Raw genomic sequence first — 25,050 nt, 5'->3', positions numbered from 1 at the left:
CTGCCATGACCCTCCCGCTCGATCTGCCCGGCCTCGACAAGGCCCCGGCGTCCTCGGTCAAGACCCGTGGCTGGCCCAGCCTGATGCGCACCGTGCGCGAGAAGCAGGCGCTGGTCATCACCAACCACAATCACCCCGAGGCGGTGATCGTGGACATCAAGACCTACCAGGAGCTGTTGGCCAAGGCCAGCGGCAGCGACAGCGAGGAGCGCAGCGACGTGCTCTCGCGCCTGCGCAGCGAGTTCGACCAGGCTCTGGCCGGGTTGCAGCAGGGCCAAGGGCTGGGCAAGGTGATGGGCAAGCCGATCCGCCGCGGCCACAAGGTCGCGCTCGGCCGCCCGCTCTGAACCATGGGGCGGATCCTGGCGTTGGCCGGCGTCAACGGCGCTGGCAAGAGTTCGCTGCTCGGTACCTGGCTGGAGGCCGATGGACTGAGCTGGTACAACCCGGACAGTTTCACCCGGTGCCTGGTGGAGGCCGGCTGGCCGCTTGCCGAGGCCAACGCTGAAGCCTGGCAGGAAGGCGCGCGCCGGCTGCGCCAGGCGATCGCGGACGGCAACGACTTCGCCTTTGAAACCACCCTGGGCGGCAATACCATCCCGCGCTTGTTGCGCGAGGCCTGCAACCAGCACCACGTGGCGATCTGGTTCTGCGGGCTGGCCACGGTCGAACTGCACGTGGCGCGCGTAGCGGCCCGTGTTGCCGCTGGAGGCCACGACATCCCGCAGGACAAGATCCGCGCACGCTTCGATTCCGCGCGCGAAAACCTGTTGGCATTGATGCCGCACCTGGCCGAACTGCATGTCTACGACAACAGCGCGCCGGCCGATCGCCACGGACGTGTTGCGCCCTTGCCGGTGCTGGCGCTTGACCGTCACGGCCTGCAGTATCCGGTGTCGGTGGTGGAGCTGCTGCACACGCCGGACTGGGCAAAGCCGATCGTCATGTGTGCGATCGAGCTGCATGCCGACAGCACGCCGTTGGCCGGGAAACCCGCGCGTTGATCTGCGCCGATGACGCCAGGGTGCACGTCGCCACCACGCCGCCCTGGCCGCAGCGACGAACAATGCTCGACTGCGTTGGGTAACCTCCGCGCTGCGTTGGACCGTGCAGACGGCAGCGCCAGGCAATGGCTGGCGCTGCCTCAGCCGACTCAGGCCGGGGTCACCGGTTCCGGCTCCGCCACGTCGGGCAACGGAGGCAGGGCGCGGTCCACCGTGACCGGTGCATCACTCTTCAACAGCGCAGCCGCCTCCTTGTCGCAGCCCACGGCCGGCGGCGAACCGCGCAGCGGCAGGCCGGCGGTCTCCTTCACGAAGATCATCGTGATCAGGCCGATCACAGCGGCGCCCATCAGGTAGTACGCGGGCACCAGCGGATCACCGGTACGCTCCACCAGCCAGGCGGTCACCAGCGGCGTGGTGCCACCAAACAGCGACACCGACACGTTGAACGCAATGGACAGCGCGCTGTAGCGCACCGGCGTATAGAACAGCGCCGGCAGCGTGGACGGCATCGAACTGGTGAAGCACACCAGCGCCAGGCCCAGCAGCATCAGGCCAAGGAAGATCAGTCCGTCGTTGCCGCTGCCCACCAGCAGCAGGCTCGGCACGGCCAGCACCAGCAGCGCGATGCAGGCACCGATGATCATCGGCCGCCGGCCCAGCTTGTCGCTGAAAAGGCCGCCGACGATGTTCAACGGCATCATCACCAGCATCACGATGATGATCAGCAGCAGGCCCTTGCTCTCGGCATATCCCATGGTCACGCTCAGGTAGCTGGGCATGTAGGTCAGCAGCATGTAGTCGGTCACGTTGAACACCAGCACCAGGCCCATGCAGACGATCAGCTGGCGGCCGTGCACGCGGAACAGGTCGACCAGGCCGGGGCGCTCATGGTCGCGCTTCTCGGCCTCTTCGGCGAACGCGCGGAACGCTGGCGTTTCCTCCAGCCGCATGCGCATGTACAGGCCCAGCAGGCCGAGTGGACCGGCCACCAGGAACGGAATGCGCCAGCCCCAGTCCAGCATCTGCCCGCTGCTCAACAGCATGTGCAGTGCGGTCACCGTACCGGCACCGGCGATATAGCCGCCCAGCGTGCCGAACTCCAGCCAGCTGCCCATCAGGCCGCGATTGCGGTCGGTGGAGTACTCGGCGATGAACGTCGCCGCGCCGCCGTACTCGCCGCCGGTGGAAAAGCCCTGCACCACGCGTGCGAGCAGCAACAGCACCGGCGCCCAGATGCCGATGCGTTCGTAGGAGGGAATCAGGCCGATGGCGAACGTACCCAGTGCCATCATGATCATGGTGAAGGCCAGTACCTTCTGGCGCCCGTAGCGGTCGCCCAGGGGCCCGAAGACCATGCCGCCCAGCGGGCGTACCAGGAAGGCCACGGTGAACGTGGCGAACGCTGCAATCACCTGCGCGGTGGGGTTGCTGGACGGGAAGAATACCTGGCCGATGGTGACGGCAAGATAGCCATAGACACCGAAGTCGAACCATTCCATCGCATTGCCCAGTGCAGCGGCGCCTACGGCGCGCTTGAGCATGGGCTTGTCGACAACGGTGATCTCGTCGACCTTCAGGTGGCGGCGGCGTTTGAACCAGCCGAAATGGGCATGGGCATCGGAGTTGTCCTGCATGGGGACTCCTTGGTAGGAAAGAAATGTGGATGGGCGCTACGGAAGTCCCGGAAGTCGGAAACGGCGATGCTGGCGCAGCAGGCGCAGGGGCATCGGATGGAAGGCCCGGAAGGGGCGAAAGGCGTGTGCGATGAAACGCCGCGCACGCAACACGCATTGCCCGCTGCCAGAACGCAGAACACTTGAATGGGTCCGATTACGTGTCAGTGCACGCGCGGTAGAGGCAGCCGCAGGCAACAGGCGGGGCAGGGCCCGCTGGCGTCATCCGCCGGGATCCAGCGCGAGGCGATGGAAAGGCGAGGGAGAGGCAATGATGGAAAGCGAAACGCCGGTCGGCAGTGCTTCCCGCAGGCCAGCAACAGCGGCTGACGTGCAGTGGGTCGTGTCGATCATGCCTTCATGATAACGATTACAGTGTGAGCGTGCCGAGAATCGCGCCCATACGAACGCAGTGTTCCATGGCGCCTGTTCATGACATGACCCACGCACATCGAATGAACATGTTGTGCTCGCCTCGCTCACGCCACGGCTTTTACGGTGGTCACGAACCAACGCAAGGAGTAACGCATGACCCGTCGCATTCCCGAAGGCACCCTGGTTATCGTCGCCGATGGTGGCTCGGCCCGCGTGTTCACCAACGTCGGCAACGAGCACAAGCTCACCCTGAAACAGGAAGGCGAGCTGCGCCTGCAGGACATCAGCGAGCAGGGTGTGTCCGGTCAGGGGCCATCCGGCGCGGTGCCCAAGGACATGTCGATCTCGCAGCTCAACGAGGCGACCTTCGCCAAGCAGGTGGCCGAGCAGCTCAATGAAGACGCGCTCAACAGCCGTTACGCGCATCTGGTGCTGATTGCCGATCCCACCACGCTGGGCCGCATCCGTCCGTTGCTGCATAAGGAGACGCAGGCGCGCTTGCTGGCCGATATCGCCAAGGATCTTACCAACGCGCCGCTGGAAGACATCCAGCGCACGCTGCAGGCGTAACCGGCATGCCCTTCATGCGTGACCATGTGGCAGCCGAGCCAGCCCGCGCGGAGGCCGAGGCGCAGGCCGGTTGGCTGTTGCTGGAATTCGGTGCGCCGTGGTGCGGCCACTGCCAGGCCGCGCAACCGGCGCTGGAGGCCTTCGTCGAGGCACATGATCTGCCGCACTGGAAGATCGAAGACGGCAAGGGCAAGCCGCTAGGTCGCTCGTTCCAGGTGAAGCTGTGGCCAACGGTGATCCTGTTGCGCGACGGTAAGGAAGTGGCACGCGTGGTGCGGCCGGTTGACGCTGCAGATCTTGCAACATTACAGAGCGCGCTGCCCGATTGACCGGTTGCTGCAGAGCCGAGCCGATGCTCGGCTCTGCCCTCATCAATGCAGCGTCACCGGCGCATGCGGCCCGCGCAGTTCGTGCAGCAGTCGTCGACCATGTTGGCTCAGCGCCATCATGGCGACGGTGATCTTCTGCACGGTGTAGCCCGTGTGCGGATGGGCCTGTGGTTCGGCCGGTGCGTTCCCGCTGATCATTGCCGCCAGGCACTCGGCGGTGTTCAGTGCGTGCTCGATGCGGAAGAGCAGGGATTCCATTTCCGGGGTCAGGATGGGCGGGTCATGCAGCATGCGATGCCTCCTTCAGGGACGTGGCCACCGGCAACGCGGTGGGCGATGCGGGGTTCCAATCCCGGCGGCGATCATCCCGCTGCGTGGCCATGCTGCACACGTAACCCCGGTCTGTTCCACCAGGCACTGCCTCTGGAAGTCTCCAGTTACGGGCAGATTTTGTTCAGTAGTGCCCATGTGCGACAACCGCTGGCGCGTTTGCATCGAAATGGGACTGCCAGCCTTGGCAGGATCCCTTCAACGCCAGCGTCGATCCATCCATAGCGCTGCAGATGCTGGGTTGAAGGCGGCATCCGCACTGCAGCATGCGACACCACCACCCCGGTGCTAGGATCTGACCACCACCTGAATCGATCCAAATGCCGATGCCCACGCTGGACCGTCGTCTCCTGATCGCTGTCGCCGCTACGGCGATGTTCGCCTCCGGCCTGGCCGTGGCCGCCCCGGCCAAGACCGCCGCTGAGAAGGCCTATGCCTCGGTCGATCCGTTCATCGGCACCGGCGGCGAGGGGCACACCTACCCCGGTGCGACGGTGCCGTTCGGCATGGTCCAGCTCAGCCCGGACACGCGCATCCAGCCGCGCGAGAAGGCCTACGGCTGGGCGGCGGGCTACCGTTACGACGACAGCAGCATCGTCGGTTTCTCGCACACGCACTTTTCCGGCACCGGTCATTCCGACCTGGGCGATATCCTGCTGATGCCGTTCACCGGCAACCCTGGCCTGGAGCGCGGCGACCCCGAAAAGCCACGCAGCGGTTACGCCTCGCGTTTCCGCCACGATGACGAGAAGGCCGAACCGGGCTATTACGCGGTCACCCTGGACGACTACAAGGTGCGCGCCGAGCTGACCACCAGCGCCCGCGTGGGCGTGCATCGCTATGCGTTCCCGAAGGGCAGCGAAGCCAAGGTGCTGCTGGACATGCGTACCAGCATGTATGACTACCCGGGCAAGATCCTGTGGTCGCGGGTACGCGTGCGTGGCGATGGCACCATCACCGGCTTCCGCGAGACGCGTGGCTGGGCCGCCGGCCGCCAGCTGTATTTCGCGATGCGCTTCTCGCGACCGTTGGCCAGCCACGCGCTGCACAACACCGAACAGGACATCGTCTACAAGGGCTTCGCCCCCCCGGGCGAGAAGGACCCGGCGCAGCGCGCGCAGATCGAGGGGCGGCAGCTGGTGGGCACCTTCGACTTCGGCAAGCTGGATGCACCGCTGGTGGTGAAGGTGGCCATTTCGCCGGTCAGCGAGGCGGGCGCCATCGCCAACCTCGATGCGGAAGTGGCCGACTTCGATTTCGACCGTGTGCGCGCGCAGGCGCGGCAGGAATGGACGCAGGCGCTGTCGGTGCTGGATATCGATGCACCGGAACACGCGCGTCGCAGCGCATACACCGCGCTGTACCACACGCTGCTGGGGCCGACGCTGTTCATGGATGCCGACGGCCAGTACCGCGGTGCGGACAACGCCGTGCACCAGGCCAAGGGCTACATGAATTATTCAACGTTCTCGCTGTGGGATACCTACCGGGCGCTGCATCCGCTGCTGACACTGGTGCAGCCGGAGAAGCGCAACAGCGATTTCGTCAATTCCATGCTGGCCCATCACGAGCACAGCCCTTACGGCATGCTGCCTGTGTGGTCGTTCCACGGCCTGGAAGACTGGTGCATGATCGGCTACCACGCGGTGCCGGTAATCGCCGATGCCTACGTGAAGGGTATTCGCGGCTTCGACGCGGACAAGGCGCTGAAGGCGATGGTGCAGACCGCCAACTACGGCCCCTACGATGGCATCGCCCAGTACCGTGAGCTGGGCTACGTGCCGATCGACGAGGAAGGCGAAGCAGCCAGCAAGACGCTGGAATACGCGTTCGATGACTGGACCATCGCGCGCATGGCGCAGGCGATGGGCAAGACCGATGTGGCCGCAACCTTCGACAAGCGCGCGGGCAACTGGCGCAACGCCTTCGACAAGGACACCGGCTTCATGCGTGCGCGCAAGCGCGATGGCAGCTTCCGTACGCCATTCGACCCCAGCGCCAGTGGCTACGGCACCGACTACACCGAAGGCAATGCGTGGCAGTACTCATGGTACGTGCCGCAGGATGTGGCCGGCCTTGCCGCAGCGCATGGTGGCAGTGACAGACTGCTGGCGCGCCTGGATGAAGTGTTCAACGCCAAGGTCGATCCGGCCATCTTCGAGCACATGGAAGACATCACCGGCCTGATCGGCTGGTATGCGCATGGCAACGAGCCCAGCCACCACGTGGCCTACCTGTACTCGCATGCCGGCCAGCCGTGGCGCACGCAGGCACGCCTGAAGCAGATCATGGACACGCAGTATGCCGATCGGCCCGATGGCCTGGCCGGCAATGATGACGTGGGCCAGATGTCGGCGTGGTACGTGTTCACCGCGCTGGGTTTCTACCCGGTAGCGCCGGGCTCGGGCGAGTACATCCTCGGCCGCCCGTTCCTGCCGAAGACCGCAATGCGGCTGCCCAACGGCAAGACCTTCACCATCGTGGCCGAAGGGCTGGACGACAAGCACACCTATGTCGGCAGCGTGACCCTCAACGGCACGCCGTTGCAGCGCACGTTCCTGCGCCATGATGAGATCCTGGCCGGTGGCGAGCTGCACTTCACCATGCAGGCCGAACCGAACAAGGACTGGCCGGGGCAGGGCGCGCAGGCACCGTATTCGATGAGCCGGTGACACCCACGGTAGCGCCGGGCCATGCCCGGCGATTGAGGGGCGGCGCCAACCAAGGTTGGTCTCTACCGGAACCGTGCACACCGCATTGAAGCGCCCTTGGTAGATGCCAACCTTGGTTGGCATGCCGCGCGCCCACCAAGGTGGGCGACTACCGATGTGGCGTGATCTGGTAGATGCCAACCTTGGTTGGCACGCTGCTACACCATCCCACCATTGGCCCGCAGCACCTGGCCATTGATCCACCCGCCATCGGCACCGGCCAGGAATGCCACCGCGCCGGCGATGTCTTCCGGCGTACCCAGCCGCTCCAACGGATTCATCTTCGCCAGCCGATCGATCAGTTCCGGCGACTTCCCGTCCAGGAACAGATCGGTGGCGGTCGGCCCGGGCGCCACCGCGTTCACGGTGATGCCGCGCCCACGCAGTTCCTTGCTGAGAATCGCGCCCATGGTCTCCACCGCGGCCTTGCTGGCGGCATACACGCTGTAGTTTTCCAGCTTGATGCCAACCACGCTGGTGGACAGGGTGACGATGCGACCACCATCGCGGACGCGCTGCGCGGCCTCGCGCAGCACATTGAATGCACCCTTGAGGTTGATGCCGATCACGCGGTCGAACAGGGCATCATCGCTGTCGGCCAGGGCGGCCAATTGCAGCACGCCGGCACTGTTGACCACCACATCGATGCCACCGAAGCGTGCTTCGATGGCGTCGAACAGCGCGTGCACGGCCTGCGGGTCGGCGACATCGGCCTGCAGGGCGATGGCGTGCCCTCCGCTGGCGGTCAATTCGGCAGCCAGTGCTTCGGCCTCATCACGGCGCCCGGCATAGTTGATCACCACGGCATGGCCGTCGGCGGCCAGACGGCGCGAGATGGCCGCGCCGATGCCACGGGAGCCCCCGGTGACCAGGGCGACAGAGCGGGAAGCAGAGGAGGTCATGGCAGATTCCAGAAGGGCGCGCCGGCATGGCGCACGGCCATCTTCGTCTCTCCGCCGTCGCGGATAATCATGGATAATCCGGAAACATCATCCGGCTGCCCGAACAATGGACAGATTCACCGCCCTGCGTGCGTTCGTGCGGATCGTCGAGCGCCGCAGCTTCAGCCGTGCCGCCGAAGACCTGGGGCTGCCGCGGGCCACGGTGACCGACGCGATCAAAGCACTGGAGCAGCGTCTGGGTGTGCGTCTGCTGCACCGGACCACGCGCGTGGTGGTGCCGACGCTGGAAGGCGAGGCCTTCTACGGCCGCTGTCTGCGCCTGATCGCGGACATGGACGATGCCGAAGCCGCGTTCCGTGACGTGCCGCCACGCGGGCCGCTGCGCATCGAGGTGCACGGTACGCTGGGGCGCCACCTGTTGTTTCCGCATCTGCCGGATTTCCTGCAGTGGTACCCGGACATCGAACTGGAGGTCAGCGAGGGCGACCGCTATGTCGACCTGCTGCGCGAGGGGGTGGACGGGGCCATCCGCGTGGGCACACTGGCCGACAGCGATCTGGCCGCGCGGCGCCTGGCGTTGCTGCGCGAGGTCACGGTGGCGTCGCCCGCTTACGTACAGGCACACGGGCGGCCGGAAAGCATCGCGTCGCTGGCGGCGGGACACCAGATGGTCGGCTACCGTTCCAGCGCCACCGGCCAGCTGATTCCGCTGGAGTTCCAGCAGGGCGGGCAGGTTCGCCACGTGCCGCTGCCGGCACGCGTGCGGGTGTCCGGTGCCGACGCCTTCCTCGGTGCCGCGCTGGCCGGGTTGGGCATCATCCAGGCACCGCGTTACCGGATGGATCCTTACATCGCGCGCGGGCAGTTGCTGGAGCTGTTGCCCGGGATGCCACCCACACCGAGCCCGGTCAGCCTGGTCTATCTGCGCAACCGCACGCCATCGCCGCGGCTGCGGGTGTTCATCGACTGGGTGGCGGCTGTGTTCGAGCTGAGCGGCTAGCCCCCAGCGCCCGCCGGTTGCGCAGATGTGCGGTGGCCAGCATCACCCCACCACAGGCGGTGGCAGCGCCGTGCCAGAGCAGCGATTCCTTCAACGGCAGGTACAGCGAGGCGGACAGCAACAGGATCGCGCCTGCCAGGGCCACGCACAGCGGCAGGGCGCGTCGATGGCGGCGCTGGCCGGCGGCGGTGCTGAACGCTGAGGGCACCCGTCAGGCGGGCGGATGCCCGTGCAGGCCATCCCCCTGCAGCCGCTCCGGGTGGGTATACACGTTGAAGCCTTCTTCACGGGCGAAGCCCACCAGGCACAGGCCGGCACTGCGGGCCAGGTCGATGGCCAGCGCAGTGGGGGCCGAGACGGCGGCCAGTACGCTGGCACCGGCGCGCGCTGCCTTGCTGACCATTTCGTAGCTGGCACGGCTGGATACCACCAGCAGGCCGCCATCGATGCTGTGTTCGTTGTGGTGCAGTGCACCGATCAGCTTGTCCAGCGCATTGTGGCGGCCGACGTCTTCGCGCACCCAGCCGATGCGGCCACTGGCATCGGCCCAGGCCGCGGCATGGGTCGAACCACTGGCTGCATTCATCGGCTGGCGTAGGGCCAGCCCAGCCAATGCCCGCTGCAGTGCAGCCGTCTGATGCGTGCGGCGGTCCTTTACCGGAGGCAGCGGACGCAGCACGTCCTCCAGCTGGCGTGCACCGCACAACCCACAGCCGCCGCGACCCGGCAGCAGGCGCCCGTTGTCAGGATCCAGTGCGGCGGCGGGGGCGTCGGTGGACACGCTCATATTCAGCTCGATGCCCTCCAGTTGTGGCTGCACCTGGAGGGACAGCAACTGATCAGGACGCTCGATCAACCCTTCGCTGAGCGAGAAGCCCAGCGCGAAATCCTCCAGGTCGCATGGCGTGGCCATCATCACCGCGAAGGCCGCGCCGTTGTAACGCATCGCCACCGGTACTTCTTCGGCGATCGTATCGACCCGTTGCTCCTGCCCCGTGCTGCGCCAGCGCTGCAGCGTGCGCAGGGCCGTGCCGGCGGGCGGGGGCGAAGGCAACGTGGATCCGGGCATGCGGCACATCCTGGGTAAAGCAGAAGGGCAGGCTACGCCCGGAGGATAGCGCAGCCATCCAGTGAAGACGCGGGGGTAACCGTTGCCATGGCAGCCTGCTGTACCCGGGCTGGGCCATGGCGTTGGGGTTGCCGGTGTGCTTGACTGGCCACGGCAGCCGGGCGCGGGCCCGGCTCTGCTGGCAGGCACTCCACCAACGCAGGTTCCCGACCATGTCCGAACAGAAGCCGCCGCGTTACAAGCCTTACAACCAACCGGCAGGCGGCTGGGGGGCCGCCGGTGCGACCGCCAAGGTGCTGCTGCAGCAGAGCGTGATCGGCAAAGGATCCAAGGCGCTGCTGGCGATGAACCAGCCGGGCGGATTCAAATGCCCCAGCTGCGCCTTCCCCGATGCCGACCACCGCAAGAAGCTGGAATTCTGCGAGAACGGTGCCAAGGCCCTGGCCTGGGAAGCGACCCAGCACCGGGTGACCCGTGAGCTGTTCGCCCAGCACACCGTCACCGAGCTGATGGCGCAGACCGATTACTGGTTGGAGCAGCAGGGCCGGCTGACCGAGCCGATGCGCTACGACGCCGCCACCGATCACTACGCGCCCTGCGAATGGGACGAGGCGTTTGCACTCATCGGTCGTCATCTGCAGGCGCTGGACAACCCCGACCAGGCCGAGTTCTACACCTCCGGCCGCACGCCCAACGAGGCGGCGTTCCTGTATTCGATCTTCGTGCGCGAGTTCGGGACCAACAACTTCCCGGACTGCTCGAACATGTGCCACGAGCCGACCAGCCGCGGCTTGCCGCCGGCGATCGGCGTGGGCAAGGGCACCATCGTGCTGGACGACTTCGAACACGCCGAGGCGATCTTCGTGATGGGCCAGAACACCGGCACCAACTCGCCGCGGATGATGAGCAACCTGGTGGAAGCGCGCAAGCGCGGTGTGCCGATCGTGGCGGTCAACCCGATGCCGGAGCGTGCCCTGATCCGCTTCACCGAACCGCAGGACGTGGTGCAGATGGCCACGTTCGGTTCCACCGAGATCACCAGCGAGTTCGTGCACGTCCGCATCGGCGGCGACCTTGCGCTGATCAAGGGCATGATGAAGGTGATGTTCGAGCGCGAGGCCCAGGGTGAGCAGGTGCTGGATCATGCCTTCCTGGCCGAACACACCGTTGGCCTGGAGGCGCTGCGCGAGGACGTGCTGGCGCAGGACTGGGACGAGATCGTGCGGGTGTCGGGCATCGCGCGGGAACAGATCCGGCGCTGCGCGGAGATCTACATCCGCTCGCGGGCGACGGTCATCTGCTATGGCATGGGCCTGACCCAGCACCAGCAGGGGTCGCGGCTGCTGCAGCAGGTGGCCAACCTGTTGTTGCTGCGCGGTAATTTCGGCAAGCCGGGCGCGGGTATCGGTCCGATCCGTGGCCATTCCAACGTGCAGGGCGACCGCACCGTCGGCATCGACGAGAAGCCGACGGCGCGCTACCTGGATCGCGTGCAGCAGGTGTTTGGTTTCGATCCGCCGCGCGAGCACGGCCACCATGTGGTCGAGTCGATCGCGGCGATGCTCGATGGCAGCGCCAAGGTGTTCATCGGCATGGGCGGCAACTTCATCCATGCCGTGCCCGATACCGAGCGGGCCTACCAGGCCATGCGCAGACTGGAACTGACTGTGGGCATCGCCACCAAGCTCAACCGGGGGCATCTTGTGCACGGTCGCGACGCGCTGATCCTGCCGGTGGTGGCGCGCTCGGAGTGGATCCGCACGCCGAAGGGCGAGCAGTTCGTCACCATCGAAGATGCGATGTCCAACGTGACGGCGTCGCGCGGCGTGCTGCAGCCGGCCAGCGACCACGTGCTGCCGGAGGTGGAGATCGTCTGCCGGATGGCGATGGCAACTTTGCCGGACAGCAAGGTGGACTGGGCCGCGTACATGCACGATTACGGCCCGATCCGCGACCTGATCGCCGCCGTCTACCCGGACATCTATGCCGGCTTCAACGAGCGCATCCAGGCACTGCACGGTTTCCACCTGGATATTCCGCCGCGCAGGCGCGTGTGGCCGACGCCGAACGGCAAGGCCAACATCCTCGTCATGCCGGGCCTGGAAGTGAACACGGTAGTCGATGACCCGGAGATGCTGCGTCTGGCCACGGTGCGCTCGCACGACCAGTACAACACCACCATCTACAGCTACAACGACCGCTACCGGGGCGTGTACAACGACCGCATGGTGGTGTTCATGAACATCGAGGACCGTCTGGCGCGCGGGCTCGGCAAGGAAGCCCTGGTAAGCCTCGAAACCATCAGCGACGACGGCGTGACGCGGCGAATCGAAGGCCTGACCGTGCTTGACTACCCAATGCCGCGCGGGGCGCTGGCGGGCTACTACCCGGAGCTGAACCCCCTGCTGCCGCTGGACTACTACGATCGGATCAGCGGTACACCAGCAGCGAAATCCATTCCGGTACGGATGCGCGCGCAGGTCGACGTGTCCGCATGAAACCCCGTTCCTGCAATTGCCCGTTGTCGTTCAGCACGATGCTGCCATCCAGCAGCACCGTTACCATCTGGGTCCAGCCCTTGGCGTTGTAGTCGAGGCTGACGCCGGTCGAAGGCGGGAAGCGTTCGCAGCCGCGTCCCGCTTACCTTCCAGCGCTCATGGGTGTCGTCATCATCGGCGCTGGACTGCATGGTCCATTGGCGTTCGCCTGCCATGGCCGGAAGGCTAAGCAACGCGGACAGCAGGAGGGCTGCAGGGGCGAAGCGGGCAGGCATGGAAAGGCTCCAATGAACGTCATGCATGATGACACCAGGCAGCGGCGACGGGCGCGTCGTGCGTCGGCTATCATCAGCCCGTGGATATATCCGGCCTGCTGCTGCGACTGATGCTGCTCCTGACCCTGGTGCTCAATGCACCGGCGCTGGCGCTTGCCTCGGGCGGCATCAACGGTCAGGCCGGCGATGGTCATTGCGATGGCCCACACGAGATCGCCGACGCTGCGATCTCTGTCACGCCCGCTTGCTGCGATGAACGGAACGCAGCCGCGTGCAGCAGCGAGGGTTGCGAGTGTGTGCCGGCGAGTGTGGCCATGCTGCCGACAGCGGCAAGCCTCGCTGCATGGCCACTGCGTGCAGCGCCCGGCGGCGCGCTGCAGACGGCTCATCCAGCGCCGGCGCCGCCGCACCTGATCCGTCCACCGATCGCCTGATTGCGCGCAGGTTGCGTACCTGCCGTCCTGCAGTACCCCTCATCTACTTGACCCACGCGCATCCGTCGCGTGGATGGCAGGCGCTCGCGCCTGCGATTGCAAAGGAAATCCTGATCCATGAACCGCATTCTTTCCCTGAGCCTGTTGCTCACCCCCGTTCTGCTGGCCACCGCCTGCGCGCGTGCCTCCGAAGAGGCCGTGTCCTCGCCCGCAACCGCAACCGCAACCGCCTCGGCGGTCGAGGCGACGGCCCGGGCGACGATCGACCGGGAGTTTCCGTTGGCCATCGTGCACAAGACGGCCAGTTGCGGTTGCTGTGGCGTGTGGGCCGACCACCTGAAGGCTGCCGGCTTTGCGGTTGAGATACGCGATACCGATGACATGCATCCGGTCAAGCAACGGCTCGGCGTACCGGCCGGCAAGGCGTCCTGCCATACCGCCGAGATCGGTGGCTATGTGGTGGAAGGCCATATTCCGGCCAGCGACATCAAGCGCCTGCTGAAGGAAAGGCCGACGGCTCGTGGCCTGGTGCTGCCGGGAATGCCGGCTGGATCACCGGGCATGGAAATGCCTGATGGCCATGTGCAGCCGTATACCGTGGAGCTGGTGCTGGCCGATGGCAGCACCCAGCCCTTCGCACAGCACGGGCAGGGTGGCTGACAAGGTGTAGCGGGCGCGGCGGCGGATCGCCGCCGCGCCTGATCAGCGCTGCTTTTAGCGTTGCTTCTTCAACTGCGCGTCGAAATTGCGTTCGGCCGTGTCGGCGTAGTCCTGGCAGGTCATTGCCTTGGCTCCTGCCGATGTGCCCGCTGCGTAGTTCCAGCCGCTGGCGCCGGGATGCGGGGTCAGCAGGACGTCGCAGGGCAGGGCGCGCACCGTGGCGAAGCTGCGGCGATAGTCCTCGATCAGGTGCGGGTAGCGCGGGTTGGCCTGCAGCTGATAGCCCGGCGCACTCAAACTGTCGGCGTAGACCATGCGCACCGGTTTGCCGCCCCGGGTGTCGGTCCAGGTCCAGGCGGTGCTGCCCGGGGTATGGCCGGGCACGAAGTGCGCGGTGAAGTCGACGCCACCGAGCGAGACCACCTCGCCATCCATGATGATCCTGTCCGCCGTTGCCGGCGGATAGGTGATGTCATCGCCGAAGTGCAGGTCGTTGCTGCCGCCACGTGCCAGCAGCACCGCAGATTCGGCATTTGCGACGATCTGCGCAGCGGTACTGCGCTTGAGCGCAGCAACCGGGCCGGCGTGATCGGCGTGGGCATGGCTGAGCAGGATCAGGCGCAGATCCTGCGGCGCAACGCCGCGCGCTTTCATGTTGCGCAGCAGGTGGTCGGCCATCTGCGGCATGCCGCCATCGAGCAGCACCGCGCCCTGCGGCGTCTGCACCAGCAGTGCGGTCAGGTCTTCGGTGCCTATCTGCCAGGTGTGGTCGGCAATCTGCAGCGGCGCCATCGGCTGCAGCCAGGAGGCATCAACGGTGTAGGCACGCAGTTGCGGCAGCGCTGGTCCGGCGGCAGAGGCCGCAGCGGGAAGCAGGGCAGCGAGCGTGATGGCGAGGGTCTGCAAGCGCATGGGAGGGCACCGATGAAGGAGGCCCAGAAACTAGCATGGGCCTCCTTCGTCGCGTCACGCATAGAATTCATGGCACCCATAAGGGCGCCGCAGCTCAGTAGCGGTACTGCCATCCCAGCGTAAGCACTCGCCCACGCCCGGCGAAATAGCTCGGGTTGGATGGCGTGGTCTGCGAGTAGTAGGTGATGTACTGCTTGTTGGCGAGGTTCTGCACGCCCAGGGTGAAACTGCTCTTGCCCAGCGCATAGCGGGCGACCAGGTCGACCGTGGTGTAGCCCTTGAAGCTGGCCACCGGCACGCCGCGCAGGTCGAAGTCGCGATCGAAGGCATGGCTGGCCTGCAGACGGGTGCTGAGCTGCGACGTCCAGCCCTGTTCCCAGAACGCGGTCAGACGGTTCGGGGCGATGTTGACGCCTGCCAGATCGCTTTCCAGACGACCATCCAGGTCGGCGTCATAGCGGCCATTGGCGCGGGCATAGCCCATGCCGAGGCGGCTGTCACCCAGGCGCAGGCGCAGGTTGGTCTCGAAGCCTTCCACCCGCGTGGCCTGGCGCTGCACATTGTAGGCATCGATGCCGGCGTCATAGACCAGTACCGAACCCAGCTTGGATTCGGAGGTGTAGTACGCGATATCGCCGCTGAAGCGGCCGTCGTCATACTCCAGCCCGATCTCGCGGTTGTCCGTCACCACCGGCGACAGGTCCACCAGGTTGTCCACGCGCTGGCCATCGCGATTGATCGCGCGCAACACGCGGCCAACATCGGCCACGGTGTAGCCTTCCGAATACGACGCGTAGGCATTGAGACGGTCATTGATGTACCAGACCGCGCCGAAGTTCGGCAGCGTCTCGCTCATCGTCGGTTTGCCGCCGGCCACCTTGCGTGCGCCGTAGCGGGGCAGGGTGGTGTAGTCGCCCACCTCCAGCTCGCCCTTTTCGTAACGCAGGCCTGCGGACAGCATGACGTGGTCGGTGGGCCACCACTGCAGTTGCAACAGCGGCGACAGGCTTTGATAGGTGGTCAGCGGCACCCAGTTCAGGCCGCTGGCCAGCAGCACCTGATGAGTGCGGTCGCGCAGGCCATCCAGGCCCAGGGTCACGTCCAGCGAGGTGTCGCCGATGCGACGCCAGCTCTGGGTCAGTTTGAAGCCGCGTTTGTCTGATTCATTCTGGGACTGGTCCCAGGCGGCGTTGGCACCCGTGTTGCCCCATGGGTCCCACTGGCTGGCGCCGTAACGCCCTTCGAAATCGACCGCGAAGGCCTGCGCCAGGAACTGGCCACCGAACAGATCGGCATTGCTGTAGTCCAGGGTCAGCGAGCGCGAGCGGTTCATCGGCGGATCGAGCGGCGTATCGCCGGGCACCGACGTGGCCGGACGACCGGTGCGGAAGTTGCCATCCACAGGCAGGTAATTGTCCAGCCCACGCAGTTCGTAGCGATTGGCCATCAACTGCACGCGCTGGCCTTCGGCGATGTTCCAGCCAAGCTTGGCGAAGATGTTGGTCGAGGTCGAATCCATCAGTTCGCCCTGCGCGTTGGTGCCGATCGCACGGCCATCGCCGTCGTAGTACAGGCCCTGCCGTTCATGGGCAAGTCCGGCCACGAGGTCGAACTGTTCGCCGCGGATGCCCACCAGTGCCGAAGCGCGCTGGCCGTCATCATCGCGCCGGCGCGGCGAGGCGGCGGTGAGCGAAAGGCTGCTGTCCAGCAGGAAAGCACCCGGTTCGCTCGGCGCACTGCGGGTGATGATGTTGACGATGCCGCCGGTGCCGCCGATGCCCTGCAACGCGTTGGCACCGTGGATCACTTCGATGCGTTCGATCATCGCCGCATCGATGGTATGCGAATCACGCGAGCCGTCGCGCAACGGGGTTGACTGCGGCACGCCGTCGACCATGTACAGGATGCCGCGCCCGCGCATGCTTTCGCCATAGTTGGACATCTTCTCGCGTGCCGGAGCGAAGGCCGGGATCTGCGAGGACAGCACGCGTGACACATCCGAGCCCAATGCCAGCTGCTGCTGGACGTCCTCACGGGTGAGCACGGTGATGGTGTTTGGCATGGCGGTCTCGCCCTGCGGCATGCGGGCGGTGGACGCCGACACAGTCACTCTGCCAAGCGAGGTTGCGGCTGCCGGCGCCGGCGCCGGCGCTGGCGCAGTGCGCGGGCGGTCCGTGTTTGCCGCCGCAGCTGCCGTAGCGAGCGCGCTGCGGATCACGAACACGCCCGGCGAGCGTTCCTCAACGCTCAGGCCCTGGCCGGCAATCAGCCGTTGCAGTGCCTCGCGCGGGGCATAGCGGCCGTCCAAGGCGGGCGCCTGGCGGCCGGCAACGCTGTCCGCAGCGAACAGCAGCTGGATGCCGCTCTGCCTGGCCACCGCATTGAGTGACTGTTGCAGCGGGGCGACCGGAAGATGGACGTCCACCGCCGTGGGGGTGGGCTGCGCCGCCGCCGGAAGGACGGCGCACAGGCTGACGGCAAGTAGGGCAGGTGTCAGGAGGCGCAGGGCGGCGGGCAGGGCAATGCGGGTCATGCGGGGTCCTTCAGAGGGGTTCATGCAGCAGCCGTATGGGCAGGGCCGTATCCCACCCTCGGTGCCGAATTCAATAGTAATGGGAATTGTTCGCATTTGCTATCGGATGAGCGACGACGGGATTGTTCGCGGTCCCCGGAAGGTGAATCCACGATCACCCTCTGCAGCGCACACTTGGCCGCAGATAGGCTGCATGGCAGCCATCGGGGAGAGTGACCATGCACGTGCTTCTGGTGATCGTCGGCGGGTTCCTGCTGCTGGGTGTCTTCGCGCTGTTCGGCAGGCTCTGGAGCACAGGTGGTTCGCAGCTGCCAACGGCGCTGCTGGCCTTCATCGGCACCTGGCTTCTGGTATCGGTGGCCAACATGTGGGTGGGGGTCAGCCGGGCAGGCTATACGGTGCGCGAGGAGTTGCCGATCCTGCTGCTGGTGTTTGCCGTGCCGGCGCTGGTGGCCGGTGTCATCTTCTGGCGGCTGGGCCGCTGAACCGAGGATCCGTGATGCCGGCAATGCCCCGTCTTCCTGCCCTGCGTCGTCGCGACGGCCATCATGCACGGGTGACCTACGAAGAACTGTTCTTCGACCTGGTCTATGTGTTCGCGGTCACCCAGCTCAGCCACCACCTGCTGCACCACCTGGGCCTGCTGGGCGTGCTGCAGACGCTGGTGCTGTGGTTTGCGGTCTGGCTTGGCTGGCAGTACGCGTGCTGGGTCAGCAACTGGTTCGACCCGGAGGCGCCGCGTATCCGTGGCCTGTTGTTCGTCACGATGCTGCTGGCGTTGCTGATGTCTTCGTCCATCCCGGAAGCCTTTGCCGGTCGCGCCTGGATGTTCGCCGGTGCCTACGCCACGATGCAGGTAGGGCGGACGCTGTTTGTCCTGCTGGAAGTGGGGCGCTCGCACCCGCTGGCCGCCAACTTCAGGCGCATGCTGGCCTGGGTCAGCGTTTCGGCCTGTTTCTGGCTGGCCGGTGCGGCGGTCGAGGGCAATGCGCGGCTGGCACTGTGGGCGGTGGCGGTCGCCTGCGAGTACATCTCGCCGATGTTCGGCTTCGCGTTTCCGGGCCTTGGCCGTTCGCGTACCCGCGAGTGGACCATCGAAGGCGGGCACCTGGCCGAGCGCTGCCAGTTGTTCGTGATCGTCGCATTGGGTGAGACGTTGCTGGCAACCGGCGGCGTGCTGAGCGAGGTGGAGCACTGGAGTGGCGCGGTGGTGTCGGCGGTGCTGGCGACCTTTGCCGGTACGATCGCGATGTGGTGGCTGTACTTCGGCATCTCCAGCCGCGACGCCACCGACACCATCACCCGTTCCGACGACCCGGGCCGCATCGGCGCCTACTTCCACTACGTTCACGCGCTGCTGATCGCCGGCATCATCGCCACCGCCGTCGGCAACGACCTGGTGATGGACGAACCGGAGGCGAGGGTGACCCTGGCGTATGCCGCGATGCTGGCAGCGGGGCCGTTGATCTACCTGCTGGGCAGCGCACTGTACAAGCGGGCGGTCTACGGCCGCGTGCCGCGCTCGCACCTGGTGGGGGCAGGGGTTCTGGTCGTGCTCGGCTTCGCGCTGCCATGGATGCACCTGCTGGCGGCAGGGTGGCTGACCAGCATCGTGCTGTTGGCGGTGGGGTTGGCCGATACACGGCTGAAACGGAACATCGCAGCGGCGCGCGGGTAACGGCCCCGGCTCAGTGAAGGGCAGCGGCCATCATCGCCAGCTTGCCCACCGTGTGCGCGCAGGTGTGAATCGGCCATGCCATCGCCGCAATGGATGAACAGCTCGCGCCAGCGCCGCTGACATTGACCGCGCGCAGCAGGGCCACACAGGCGGTCATGGCGCAGCGGCCTGCAGCCGGTCGTACATGCGCACCAGATCGACCAGCGTGCGTGCTTTCATCTTGCGCATGACCTGCGCGCGTCGCACCTTCACGGTGATCTCGCTGACCCCCAGGTCGGCGGCGATCTGCTTGTTCAGGCGACCGCGCACCACGCCGGCAACCACCTCGCGCTCGCCGGCGCTCAACGTGCCCCAGCGCTGTTGCAATGCGGCCAGCAGGTCACCCTCGCGGCGTTGCAGGCGATCGATCCCGATGCCCCTGTGGATCGCGTCCAGCAGTTCCTGGTCGCGGAACGGCTTGGTCAGGAATTCGATGGCGCCGTCCTTGATCGCATTGACGCCCATGGCGATGTCGCCGTGGCCGGTGATGAACACCACCGGCAGGTGCAGATCGTGGCTGGCCATGCTGCGATGGAAATCCAGCCCGCTCTGCCCGGGCATGCGCACGTCCAGCACCAGACACGAGGGAGCATCGTCCCTCGGGTGGGCAAGAAATTCCCTGGTGGAGGCGAAGGCCCGCACCTGCAGGCCCATCGAGGCCAGCAGGTCCTCCAGCGCGGCGCGCACCGAGGCGTCGTCGTCGATCACGTAGACGATCGGTGCCGGTTCCACAGGTGTTGTGGTGGGTTTACGCATGCGCAGCCTCCGTGGCCGTGGGCAGCTCGAAAATGAAGCAGGCGCCGCCACCGGCCGGTCGTTCGGCGCGGATATGGCCGCCGTTGGCCTCGATCATCGAGCGGCTCAGGCTGAGGCCCAGGCCGAGGCCGTTCGCCTTGGTGGTCCAGAATGCATCGAACACGCGGTCAGAGTGCTCCGAGGGCAGGCCGACACCGCGATCACGCACGCTCAGGCTGACGTGGCCGCGGCCATCGTAGGCTGTCAGCAGGGACAGCCTGCGCTCGCTTACGGGCGTGTCCGACATCGCATCGACGGCGTTGAGGATGAGGTTGCCGATCACCTGCTGCACCTGCACGCGATCGGCGTGGGCGGGTGGCAGGTCGCTGCCCAGCACCAGCGCCACGGTCACATCATGCTGCTCCAGTTCGCTGCGCGAGAGTGCCAGCATTTCCTCGGTGGCCAGGTTGAGGTCGAAGGCCTGGCGCTCTGGCGCGGCGCCTTGGGTCAGGCCGCGGATGCGGGCAATCACGTCACTGGCGCGATGGGCGTCGGCGACGATGCGGGCGATGGTCTGGCGCGCCTTGTCCAGGTTCGGCGGTTCCTGGGCCAACCAGCGCTGGCTGGCTTCGGCGCTGCTGGCGATGGCCGCCAGCGGCTGGTTCACTTCATGTGCGATGGAGGTGGTCAGCTCGCCGACGGTGGAGGCGCGGGCCACCCGCAGCAGTCGCGCCTGTGCATCCTGCACCGCGGCCTTGGCCGCTTCCATCTTCAATACCAGGTAGGTGGTGATGCCGATCACCAGCATGCCGATCGCTGAATTGACCAGGCCGATACGGTAGGTGCCGAAGCGGGTCAGGAAGAAGCTGAGGCCGGTCAGGCCGATGCAGACTGCCGCAAGGGCGATGAGCCCGCGTGCGGGCAGCCGCCGCGACGCTGCCAGGATCACCGCCGCGTAGAAGCAGGCGGCAGCAACGGCGTAGTCGGTAACCGTATCGACCAGGAAGATGGCCGCCATCACGATGATCAGGGCCAGCACGACCAGTGGGCGGCGGGGCGACAATGATGGCATCGGGATGGCTCCCTGGCGTGGGTGGAAAGGATAGCAAAGCCGCCCTCGGTGGACGCCGGGCAAGGTCGGCAGGCCGCAGAGCGATGCACGGTAGTGCCGGCCGCTGGCCGGCATCTGCAGGATGGGTCCGGAGTTCATGAGGTTGCCGGCCAGCGGCCGGCACTACTCTTCCAGGCTGGCGTTCCAGAATCCCTGCAGGACGCCCGGGGTGGCGGCCAGCGTTGCCAGCACCGCATCCAGTTCTGCGCCATCGACCGTGGTGGCGTACAGCACCGCTTCGATCTCGACATCGCGCTCGCCGAACGGCCGCTGGTCGACCGCGCGTACCGGGTACTGCGCCTGCTCCAGCAACAGCAGCAGCCGGTCCAGCACCTCGGCCTGCTGCTCACGCTGGCAGACCACGTTGATGGCGTAGGTGGCTTCGCTGAAGGCTTCCGGCAGCGGTTGCCGCTGGATGCGGTTCACCACCGGCCGCAGCAGGGTATTGGCAGCCAGCACGAACACTGCAGCCAGTACCGCTTCAGGCAGCAGCTTGATGCCGGCGCAGGCGCCGACCGCCGCCGAACCCCACAGCGTGGCGGCGGTGTTCAGGCCCGACACCTGGGCGCCATCCTTCATGATCGCGCCGGCACCGAGGAAGCCGACGCCGGAGATCACGTAGGCCACCACGTGCAGTGGCGACGGCGGCCCGCCGTACAGGTCGTGGAAGCGCACGGCCAGGTCGACGAACACCGCTGCACCCACCGCTACCAGCGTATTGGTGCGCAGGCCGGCAGTGCGCTGGCGGAACTGCCGCTCCAGGCCGATCAGCGCACCCAGCACGAAGGCGACGGACAGGCTGATCAGCGAGCTGAGGGTGGCGCCCGCGTTGAACGCGGGCAGGTGTGGGTTGAAGTCCATGATGCGTCTCCCTGCGGCGGCGCGCTTACTGCCAGCCGTAGCGGCGGATGTAGAGCTTCTTCAGCGCGGTGGTCAGCACCGCATAGCCGAACAGGATCGCCACCAGGAACGGCCAGTAACCGGCAGGCAGTGCCTGCAGCTTGAAGTAGCCGGCCAGCGGGCTCATCGGCAGGATCACGCCGATGGCCATGATCGCCCCGGTCATCAGCAACAGCGGCGGCGCGGCGATGCTCTGCAGGAACGGCACCTTCGGCGTGCGGATCATGTGCACGATCAGGGTCTGGGTCAGCAGCCCGACCACGAACCAACCGGACTGGAACAGGCCCTGGTCGGTCGGCGTGCGCGCATCGAAAACGTACCACATCAGGGCGAAGCAGCTGAGGTCGAAGATCGAGCTGATCGGCCCGAAGAACACCATGAAACGGCCGATGTCGGTCGGGTTCCACCTCAGCGGCGTGCGCACCAGCTCCTCATCCACGTTGTCGAAAGGAATGGCGATCTGCGAGATGTCATACAGCAGGTTCTGCACCAGCAGCTGCAGCGGCAGCATCGGCAGGAAAGGCAGGAACGCCGAGGCTACCAGCACCGAGAACACGTTGCCGAAGTTGGAGCTGGCCGTCATGCGGATGTACTTGAGCATGTTGCTGAAGGTGCGACGCCCCTGGATGACACCTTCCTCCAGCACCATCAGGTTCTTCTCCAGCAGGATGATGTCGGCGGCCTCCTTGGCGATGTCCACCGCGCTGTCCACGCTGATGCCGATATCGGCGGCGCGCAGTGCGGGAGCATCGTTGATGCCATCGCCGAGAAAGCCGACCACCTTGCCCTGCGCCCGCAGCGCGCGCACCAGCCGTTCCTTGTGCAGGGGCGTGAGGCGGGCGAACACGCGATGCTCCTGCAGTGCACGCGCCACGGCAGCGTCGTCCATGCGCTCGATCTGCGGGCCGGTCACGATCGTGTCGGCGTCCAGGCCGACCTGGGCGCAGATCCGCGCGGTGACCAGTTCGTTGTCGCCGGTGAACACCTTCACTTCCACACCATGCGCGGCCAGTGCCTGCAGTGCGTGAGCAGCGGATTCCTTCGGCGGATCGAGGAAGGCCACATAGCCGACCAGGGTCAGATCCCGCTCGTCGGCCTGCGAGTAGACCGTCTGGTTGGCAGCGGTTTCTTTCATCGCCACCGCCACCACGCGCAGGCCCTGTTCGTTCAGTTCCTCGGTGGTCTGCCGCACCCGGTCCAGGCGCTGCCCGTCCAGCGGCATGTCCCGGCCGTTCTCGCGCACGGTGCTGCACACCGCGAGCATCTCCTCCACCGCGCCCTTGCAGATCAATTCGTGATGGTCCTCGCGCTCGGAGACCACCACCGACATCCGACGGCGCTCGAAGTCGAAGGGAATCTCATCGACCTTGCGGTAGTCCTGTGACAGGCGCAGCGAGCTCTGCAGCTCCACATGCTCCAGCACCGCACGATCCAGCAGGTTGATCAGGCCCGTCTGGAAGTGGCTGTTGAGGTAGGCGAAGGCCAGCACATCCTCCGAATCCTGCCCGAACACATCGGTGTGCCGCTCCAGCGCGATCTTGTCCTGGGTGAGGGTGCCGGTCTTGTCGGTGCACAGCACTTCCATCGCACCGAAGTTCTGGATCGCGTCCAGGCGCTTGACGATCACCTTGCGCCGCGACAGCAGCACCGCGCCCTTGGCCAGGGTGGAGGTGACGATCATCGGCAGCATTTCCGGGGTCAGGCCGACCGCCACCGACAGCGCGAACAGGAATGCTTCGGTCCAGTCGCCTTTGGTCCAGCCATTGACCAGCAGCACGAACGGCACCATCACCAGGGCAAAGCGGATCAGCAGCCAGCTGACACTGTTGACCCCGGCCTGGAACGCTGTCGGCGCGCGGTCGCTGGCACTGCTGCGCTGGGCGAGGGTGCCGAAGTAGCTGGCGTTGCCGGTGGCCAGCACCAGTGCTGTTGCCGTGCCGGACACCACATTGGTACCCATGAACAACAGGTTGGCCTGTTCCATCAGGCCGGCGTCGGCGGAGCCCGGCTGCACGAACTTCTCCACCGGCAGCGATTCGCCGGTCATCGCCGCCTGTGCGACAAACAGGTCCTTGGCGGCGAGCACGCGGCAGTCGGCCGGGATCATGTCGCCGGCCGACAGCACGATATGGTCACCCGGTACCAGAGCGCGGATCGGCAGGTCCAGCAGCCGTGCCGGCCGACGGCTGTGCAGCTGTGCGCCGAAATACTGGTCGGCCACCTCCGCCGCCTCGGTGCCTGCAGCGCGGCGCAGCACGCGGGCGGTGTTGCTTACCAGCGCCTTCAGCCGTTCGGCAGCGCGGTTGGAACGCCCCTCCTGCACGAAGCGGATCAGGGTGGACAGCACCACCATCGCACCGATCACCACCGTCGCCTTGGCGTCTTCGGTCAGCCAGGACACGGCCGCCAGCACCGTCAGCAGCAGGTTGAACGGGTTGCGATAGCACTGCCACAGATGGCGCCACCACGGCAGCGGCTTCTCGTGATCGACCTCGTTGGGGCCGAAGCGCAGCAGGCGCTCTTCGGCCTCGTGCGGGCTGAGACCGTCGACATGTGACTGCAGGGTGGCCAGCGCATCGGCTTCGCTGCCCTGTGCAAGCGCGAGCAGTCCAGCAGTGAGCGCGGTGGGCGCGGCCTGTGCGCTGCCACGGCCGTACCCGGCTTCGGGCATCGCGCGACGACCGAACAGGTTGCCCGCGCGACGGCTGCGCAGGAAGGCGTTGAACCAGGCGTTGAGCAGGCTCATGGGAAGGTCCTCTTGGAGCGGCGCCGGGCGCAGCCGGCGCGTGGAGCGGAAGGGGGGGTATCAGGCGTGGCGCATGGCCAGCACCGATGGCGACCAGGGCTGCATGCGCAAGCGTTGGCTGCCGCCGATGCACAGCGGCTTCATCGCATCGCGCAGCGGGTAGGGCAGGTGGCGCAGCACGTTGATGCGCTCGCTGATCGGCAGCAGCGACAGTGCGTCGGCCACCACCCGTGGCGAGCCGAGGGCCAGCGAACGGGCGAACAGGACAGGGCCGTGCTGCAGCAGCAGGCTGCGCAGGCCGGAAACATCGCGCTCGCCGATCAGGCGGCGGACGGTGATGTAGAGAATCTTGTAGGACATGGGATTCCTCCGGGCAGGCGCTGCCCGGGGCTCCCATCGCTTACACGGACAGGAACCGGCCGTCAGTCGCCAGCAGTGAACAAGCAGGCAGGCAGGGGCGCGCGTTGCGCCCGGCAGGGTCGGGATCCATCTGCGTCTCCGCGTGGGGCGGCCAGTCACTGGCCAGTGGCGCTATTGTCCGCGCTCGTATTCAGCAGGCCTAG

The 25,050-nt window shown here is 66.4% G+C and carries 23 protein-coding genes and 1 pseudogene; 11 read left to right on the top strand and 13 right to left on the bottom strand.

What is annotated here, in order from left to right; genetic code table 11:
* Positions 1–5 precede the first annotated feature (5 nt).
* On the top strand, positions 6–347 hold the full coding sequence (locus D0Y85_RS11285; protein WP_117310528.1) for a type II toxin-antitoxin system prevent-host-death family antitoxin: 342 nt from the start codon (positions 6–8) through the stop codon (positions 345–347).
* 3 nt (positions 348–350) lie between these two features.
* The gene (locus D0Y85_RS11280; RefSeq protein WP_117310527.1) at positions 351–1,004 is read left to right on the top strand and encodes a hypothetical protein; all 654 of its coding nucleotides are present in this window, start codon (positions 351–353) and stop codon (positions 1,002–1,004) included.
* 149 nt (positions 1,005–1,153) lie between these two features.
* On the opposite strand, the gene proP is transcribed toward D0Y85_RS11280, so the two are convergent.
* Positions 1,154–2,641 carry a glycine betaine/L-proline transporter ProP gene (proP, locus tag D0Y85_RS11275; RefSeq protein WP_117310526.1) on the bottom strand — a complete coding sequence of 496 codons (1,488 nt, stop codon included), beginning with the start codon at positions 2,639–2,641 and terminating at the stop codon, positions 1,154–1,156.
* Positions 2,642–3,208: 567 nt separating this feature from the next.
* Here proP and D0Y85_RS11270 point away from each other — a divergent pair.
* Together D0Y85_RS11270 and D0Y85_RS11265 are read left to right on the top strand one after the other, a co-directional pair.
* Entirely contained in the window at positions 3,209–3,625 is a 417-nt protein-coding gene (locus tag D0Y85_RS11270) for a host attachment family protein (RefSeq protein ID WP_117310525.1), read from the top strand.
* Between the two features lie 5 nt (positions 3,626–3,630).
* Complete coding sequence (locus D0Y85_RS11265; protein ID WP_117310524.1) at positions 3,631–3,954, top strand: thioredoxin family protein; 324 nt, start codon at positions 3,631–3,633, stop codon at positions 3,952–3,954.
* A gap of 42 nt (positions 3,955–3,996) precedes the next feature.
* On the opposite strand, the gene D0Y85_RS11260 is transcribed toward D0Y85_RS11265, so the two are convergent.
* Entirely contained in the window at positions 3,997–4,245 is a 249-nt protein-coding gene (locus D0Y85_RS11260; RefSeq protein WP_117310523.1) for a hypothetical protein, read from the bottom strand.
* A 359-nt stretch (positions 4,246–4,604) separates the two neighbouring features.
* On the opposite strand from D0Y85_RS11260, the gene D0Y85_RS11255 reads away from it, so the two are divergent.
* On the top strand, positions 4,605–6,956 hold the full coding sequence (locus tag D0Y85_RS11255) for a GH92 family glycosyl hydrolase (protein ID WP_117310522.1): 2,352 nt from the start codon (positions 4,605–4,607) through the stop codon (positions 6,954–6,956).
* 197 nt (positions 6,957–7,153) lie between these two features.
* On the opposite strand, the gene D0Y85_RS11250 is transcribed toward D0Y85_RS11255, so the two are convergent.
* The gene (locus D0Y85_RS11250; protein WP_117310521.1) at positions 7,154–7,897 is read right to left on the bottom strand and encodes an SDR family oxidoreductase; all 744 of its coding nucleotides are present in this window, start codon (positions 7,895–7,897) and stop codon (positions 7,154–7,156) included.
* 106 nt (positions 7,898–8,003) lie between these two features.
* Here D0Y85_RS11250 and D0Y85_RS11245 point away from each other — a divergent pair, with 106 nt between their 5' ends.
* Positions 8,004–8,897, top strand: coding sequence for a LysR family transcriptional regulator (locus D0Y85_RS11245; RefSeq protein ID WP_117310520.1), 894 nt, complete (start codon positions 8,004–8,006; stop codon positions 8,895–8,897).
* Here the strand turns inward: D0Y85_RS11245 and D0Y85_RS11240 are convergent.
* Together D0Y85_RS11240 and fdhD are read right to left on the bottom strand one after the other, a co-directional pair.
* Positions 8,857–9,090, bottom strand: a pseudogene (locus tag D0Y85_RS11240) (MerC family mercury resistance protein); the annotation flags it as partial. The gene D0Y85_RS11245 and the pseudogene D0Y85_RS11240 sit on opposite strands and share 41 nt — an antisense overlap.
* Before the next feature lie 18 nt (positions 9,091–9,108).
* Entirely contained in the window at positions 9,109–9,966 is an 858-nt protein-coding gene (gene fdhD / locus D0Y85_RS11235; protein ID WP_117310518.1) for a formate dehydrogenase accessory sulfurtransferase FdhD, read from the bottom strand.
* 212 nt (positions 9,967–10,178) lie between these two features.
* Between fdhD and D0Y85_RS11230 the strand changes: the two genes are divergently transcribed.
* The 3 genes from D0Y85_RS11230 (at position 10,179) to D0Y85_RS11220 (ending at position 13,833) form a co-directional block, all read left to right on the top strand.
* Positions 10,179–12,464, top strand: coding sequence for an FdhF/YdeP family oxidoreductase (locus tag D0Y85_RS11230; protein ID WP_117310517.1), 2,286 nt, complete (start codon positions 10,179–10,181; stop codon positions 12,462–12,464).
* A gap of 385 nt (positions 12,465–12,849) precedes the next feature.
* The gene (locus tag D0Y85_RS11225; RefSeq protein WP_162887656.1) at positions 12,850–13,173 is read left to right on the top strand and encodes a hypothetical protein; all 324 of its coding nucleotides are present in this window, start codon (positions 12,850–12,852) and stop codon (positions 13,171–13,173) included.
* A 117-nt stretch (positions 13,174–13,290) separates the two neighbouring features.
* Complete coding sequence (locus tag D0Y85_RS11220; RefSeq protein WP_117310515.1) at positions 13,291–13,833, top strand: DUF411 domain-containing protein; 543 nt, start codon at positions 13,291–13,293, stop codon at positions 13,831–13,833.
* A gap of 54 nt (positions 13,834–13,887) precedes the next feature.
* Here the strand turns inward: D0Y85_RS11220 and blaL1 are convergent, their stop codons facing one another.
* A complete protein-coding gene (gene blaL1, locus D0Y85_RS11215) occupies positions 13,888–14,745 on the bottom strand; it encodes a L1 family subclass B3 metallo-beta-lactamase (RefSeq protein WP_117310514.1) in 858 nt (285 codons plus the stop codon).
* 94 nt (positions 14,746–14,839) lie between these two features.
* Entirely contained in the window at positions 14,840–17,278 is a 2,439-nt protein-coding gene (locus tag D0Y85_RS11210; RefSeq protein ID WP_117310513.1) for a TonB-dependent receptor, read from the bottom strand.
* Positions 17,279–17,496: 218 nt separating this feature from the next.
* On the opposite strand from D0Y85_RS11210, the gene D0Y85_RS11205 reads away from it, so the two are divergent.
* Positions 17,497–17,763, top strand: a complete 267-nt coding sequence (locus D0Y85_RS11205) for a hypothetical protein (protein ID WP_117310512.1) — start codon at positions 17,497–17,499, stop codon at positions 17,761–17,763.
* Positions 17,764–17,786: 23 nt separating this feature from the next.
* Positions 17,787–18,956, top strand: coding sequence for a low temperature requirement protein A (locus D0Y85_RS11200; protein WP_240329204.1), 1,170 nt, complete (start codon positions 17,787–17,789; stop codon positions 18,954–18,956).
* A 10-nt stretch (positions 18,957–18,966) separates the two neighbouring features.
* Here D0Y85_RS11200 and D0Y85_RS20985 read toward each other — a convergent pair whose 3' ends face one another.
* From D0Y85_RS20985 to D0Y85_RS11175, 6 genes are all read right to left on the bottom strand, one after another.
* The gene (locus D0Y85_RS20985) at positions 18,967–19,101 is read right to left on the bottom strand and encodes a hypothetical protein (RefSeq protein ID WP_275897125.1); all 135 of its coding nucleotides are present in this window, start codon (positions 19,099–19,101) and stop codon (positions 18,967–18,969) included.
* An 8-nt stretch (positions 19,102–19,109) separates the two neighbouring features.
* The gene (locus D0Y85_RS11195) at positions 19,110–19,751 is read right to left on the bottom strand and encodes a response regulator transcription factor (RefSeq protein WP_117310510.1); all 642 of its coding nucleotides are present in this window, start codon (positions 19,749–19,751) and stop codon (positions 19,110–19,112) included.
* Positions 19,744–20,802, bottom strand: coding sequence for an ATP-binding protein (locus tag D0Y85_RS11190; RefSeq protein WP_117310509.1), 1,059 nt, complete (start codon positions 20,800–20,802; stop codon positions 19,744–19,746). The genes D0Y85_RS11195 and D0Y85_RS11190 overlap by 8 nt, the downstream gene beginning before the upstream one ends.
* Before the next feature lie 162 nt (positions 20,803–20,964).
* Positions 20,965–21,702 (bottom strand): MgtC/SapB family protein, encoded by a 738-nt coding sequence (locus D0Y85_RS11185; protein ID WP_059064285.1) that lies wholly within the window; start codon positions 21,700–21,702, stop codon positions 20,965–20,967.
* Between the two features lie 25 nt (positions 21,703–21,727).
* Positions 21,728–24,487, bottom strand: a complete 2,760-nt coding sequence (gene mgtA, locus D0Y85_RS11180) for a magnesium-translocating P-type ATPase (protein WP_117310508.1) — start codon at positions 24,485–24,487, stop codon at positions 21,728–21,730.
* 60 nt (positions 24,488–24,547) lie between these two features.
* Complete coding sequence (locus tag D0Y85_RS11175; protein WP_032974628.1) at positions 24,548–24,847, bottom strand: hypothetical protein; 300 nt, start codon at positions 24,845–24,847, stop codon at positions 24,548–24,550.
* Positions 24,848–25,050 lie beyond the last annotated feature (203 nt).

The organism is Stenotrophomonas sp. G4 (assembly GCF_003428825.1).
GTDB lineage: Bacteria > Pseudomonadota > Gammaproteobacteria > Xanthomonadales > Xanthomonadaceae > Stenotrophomonas > Stenotrophomonas indicatrix.
This window is presented reverse-complemented; position numbering and strand designations above follow the sequence as displayed.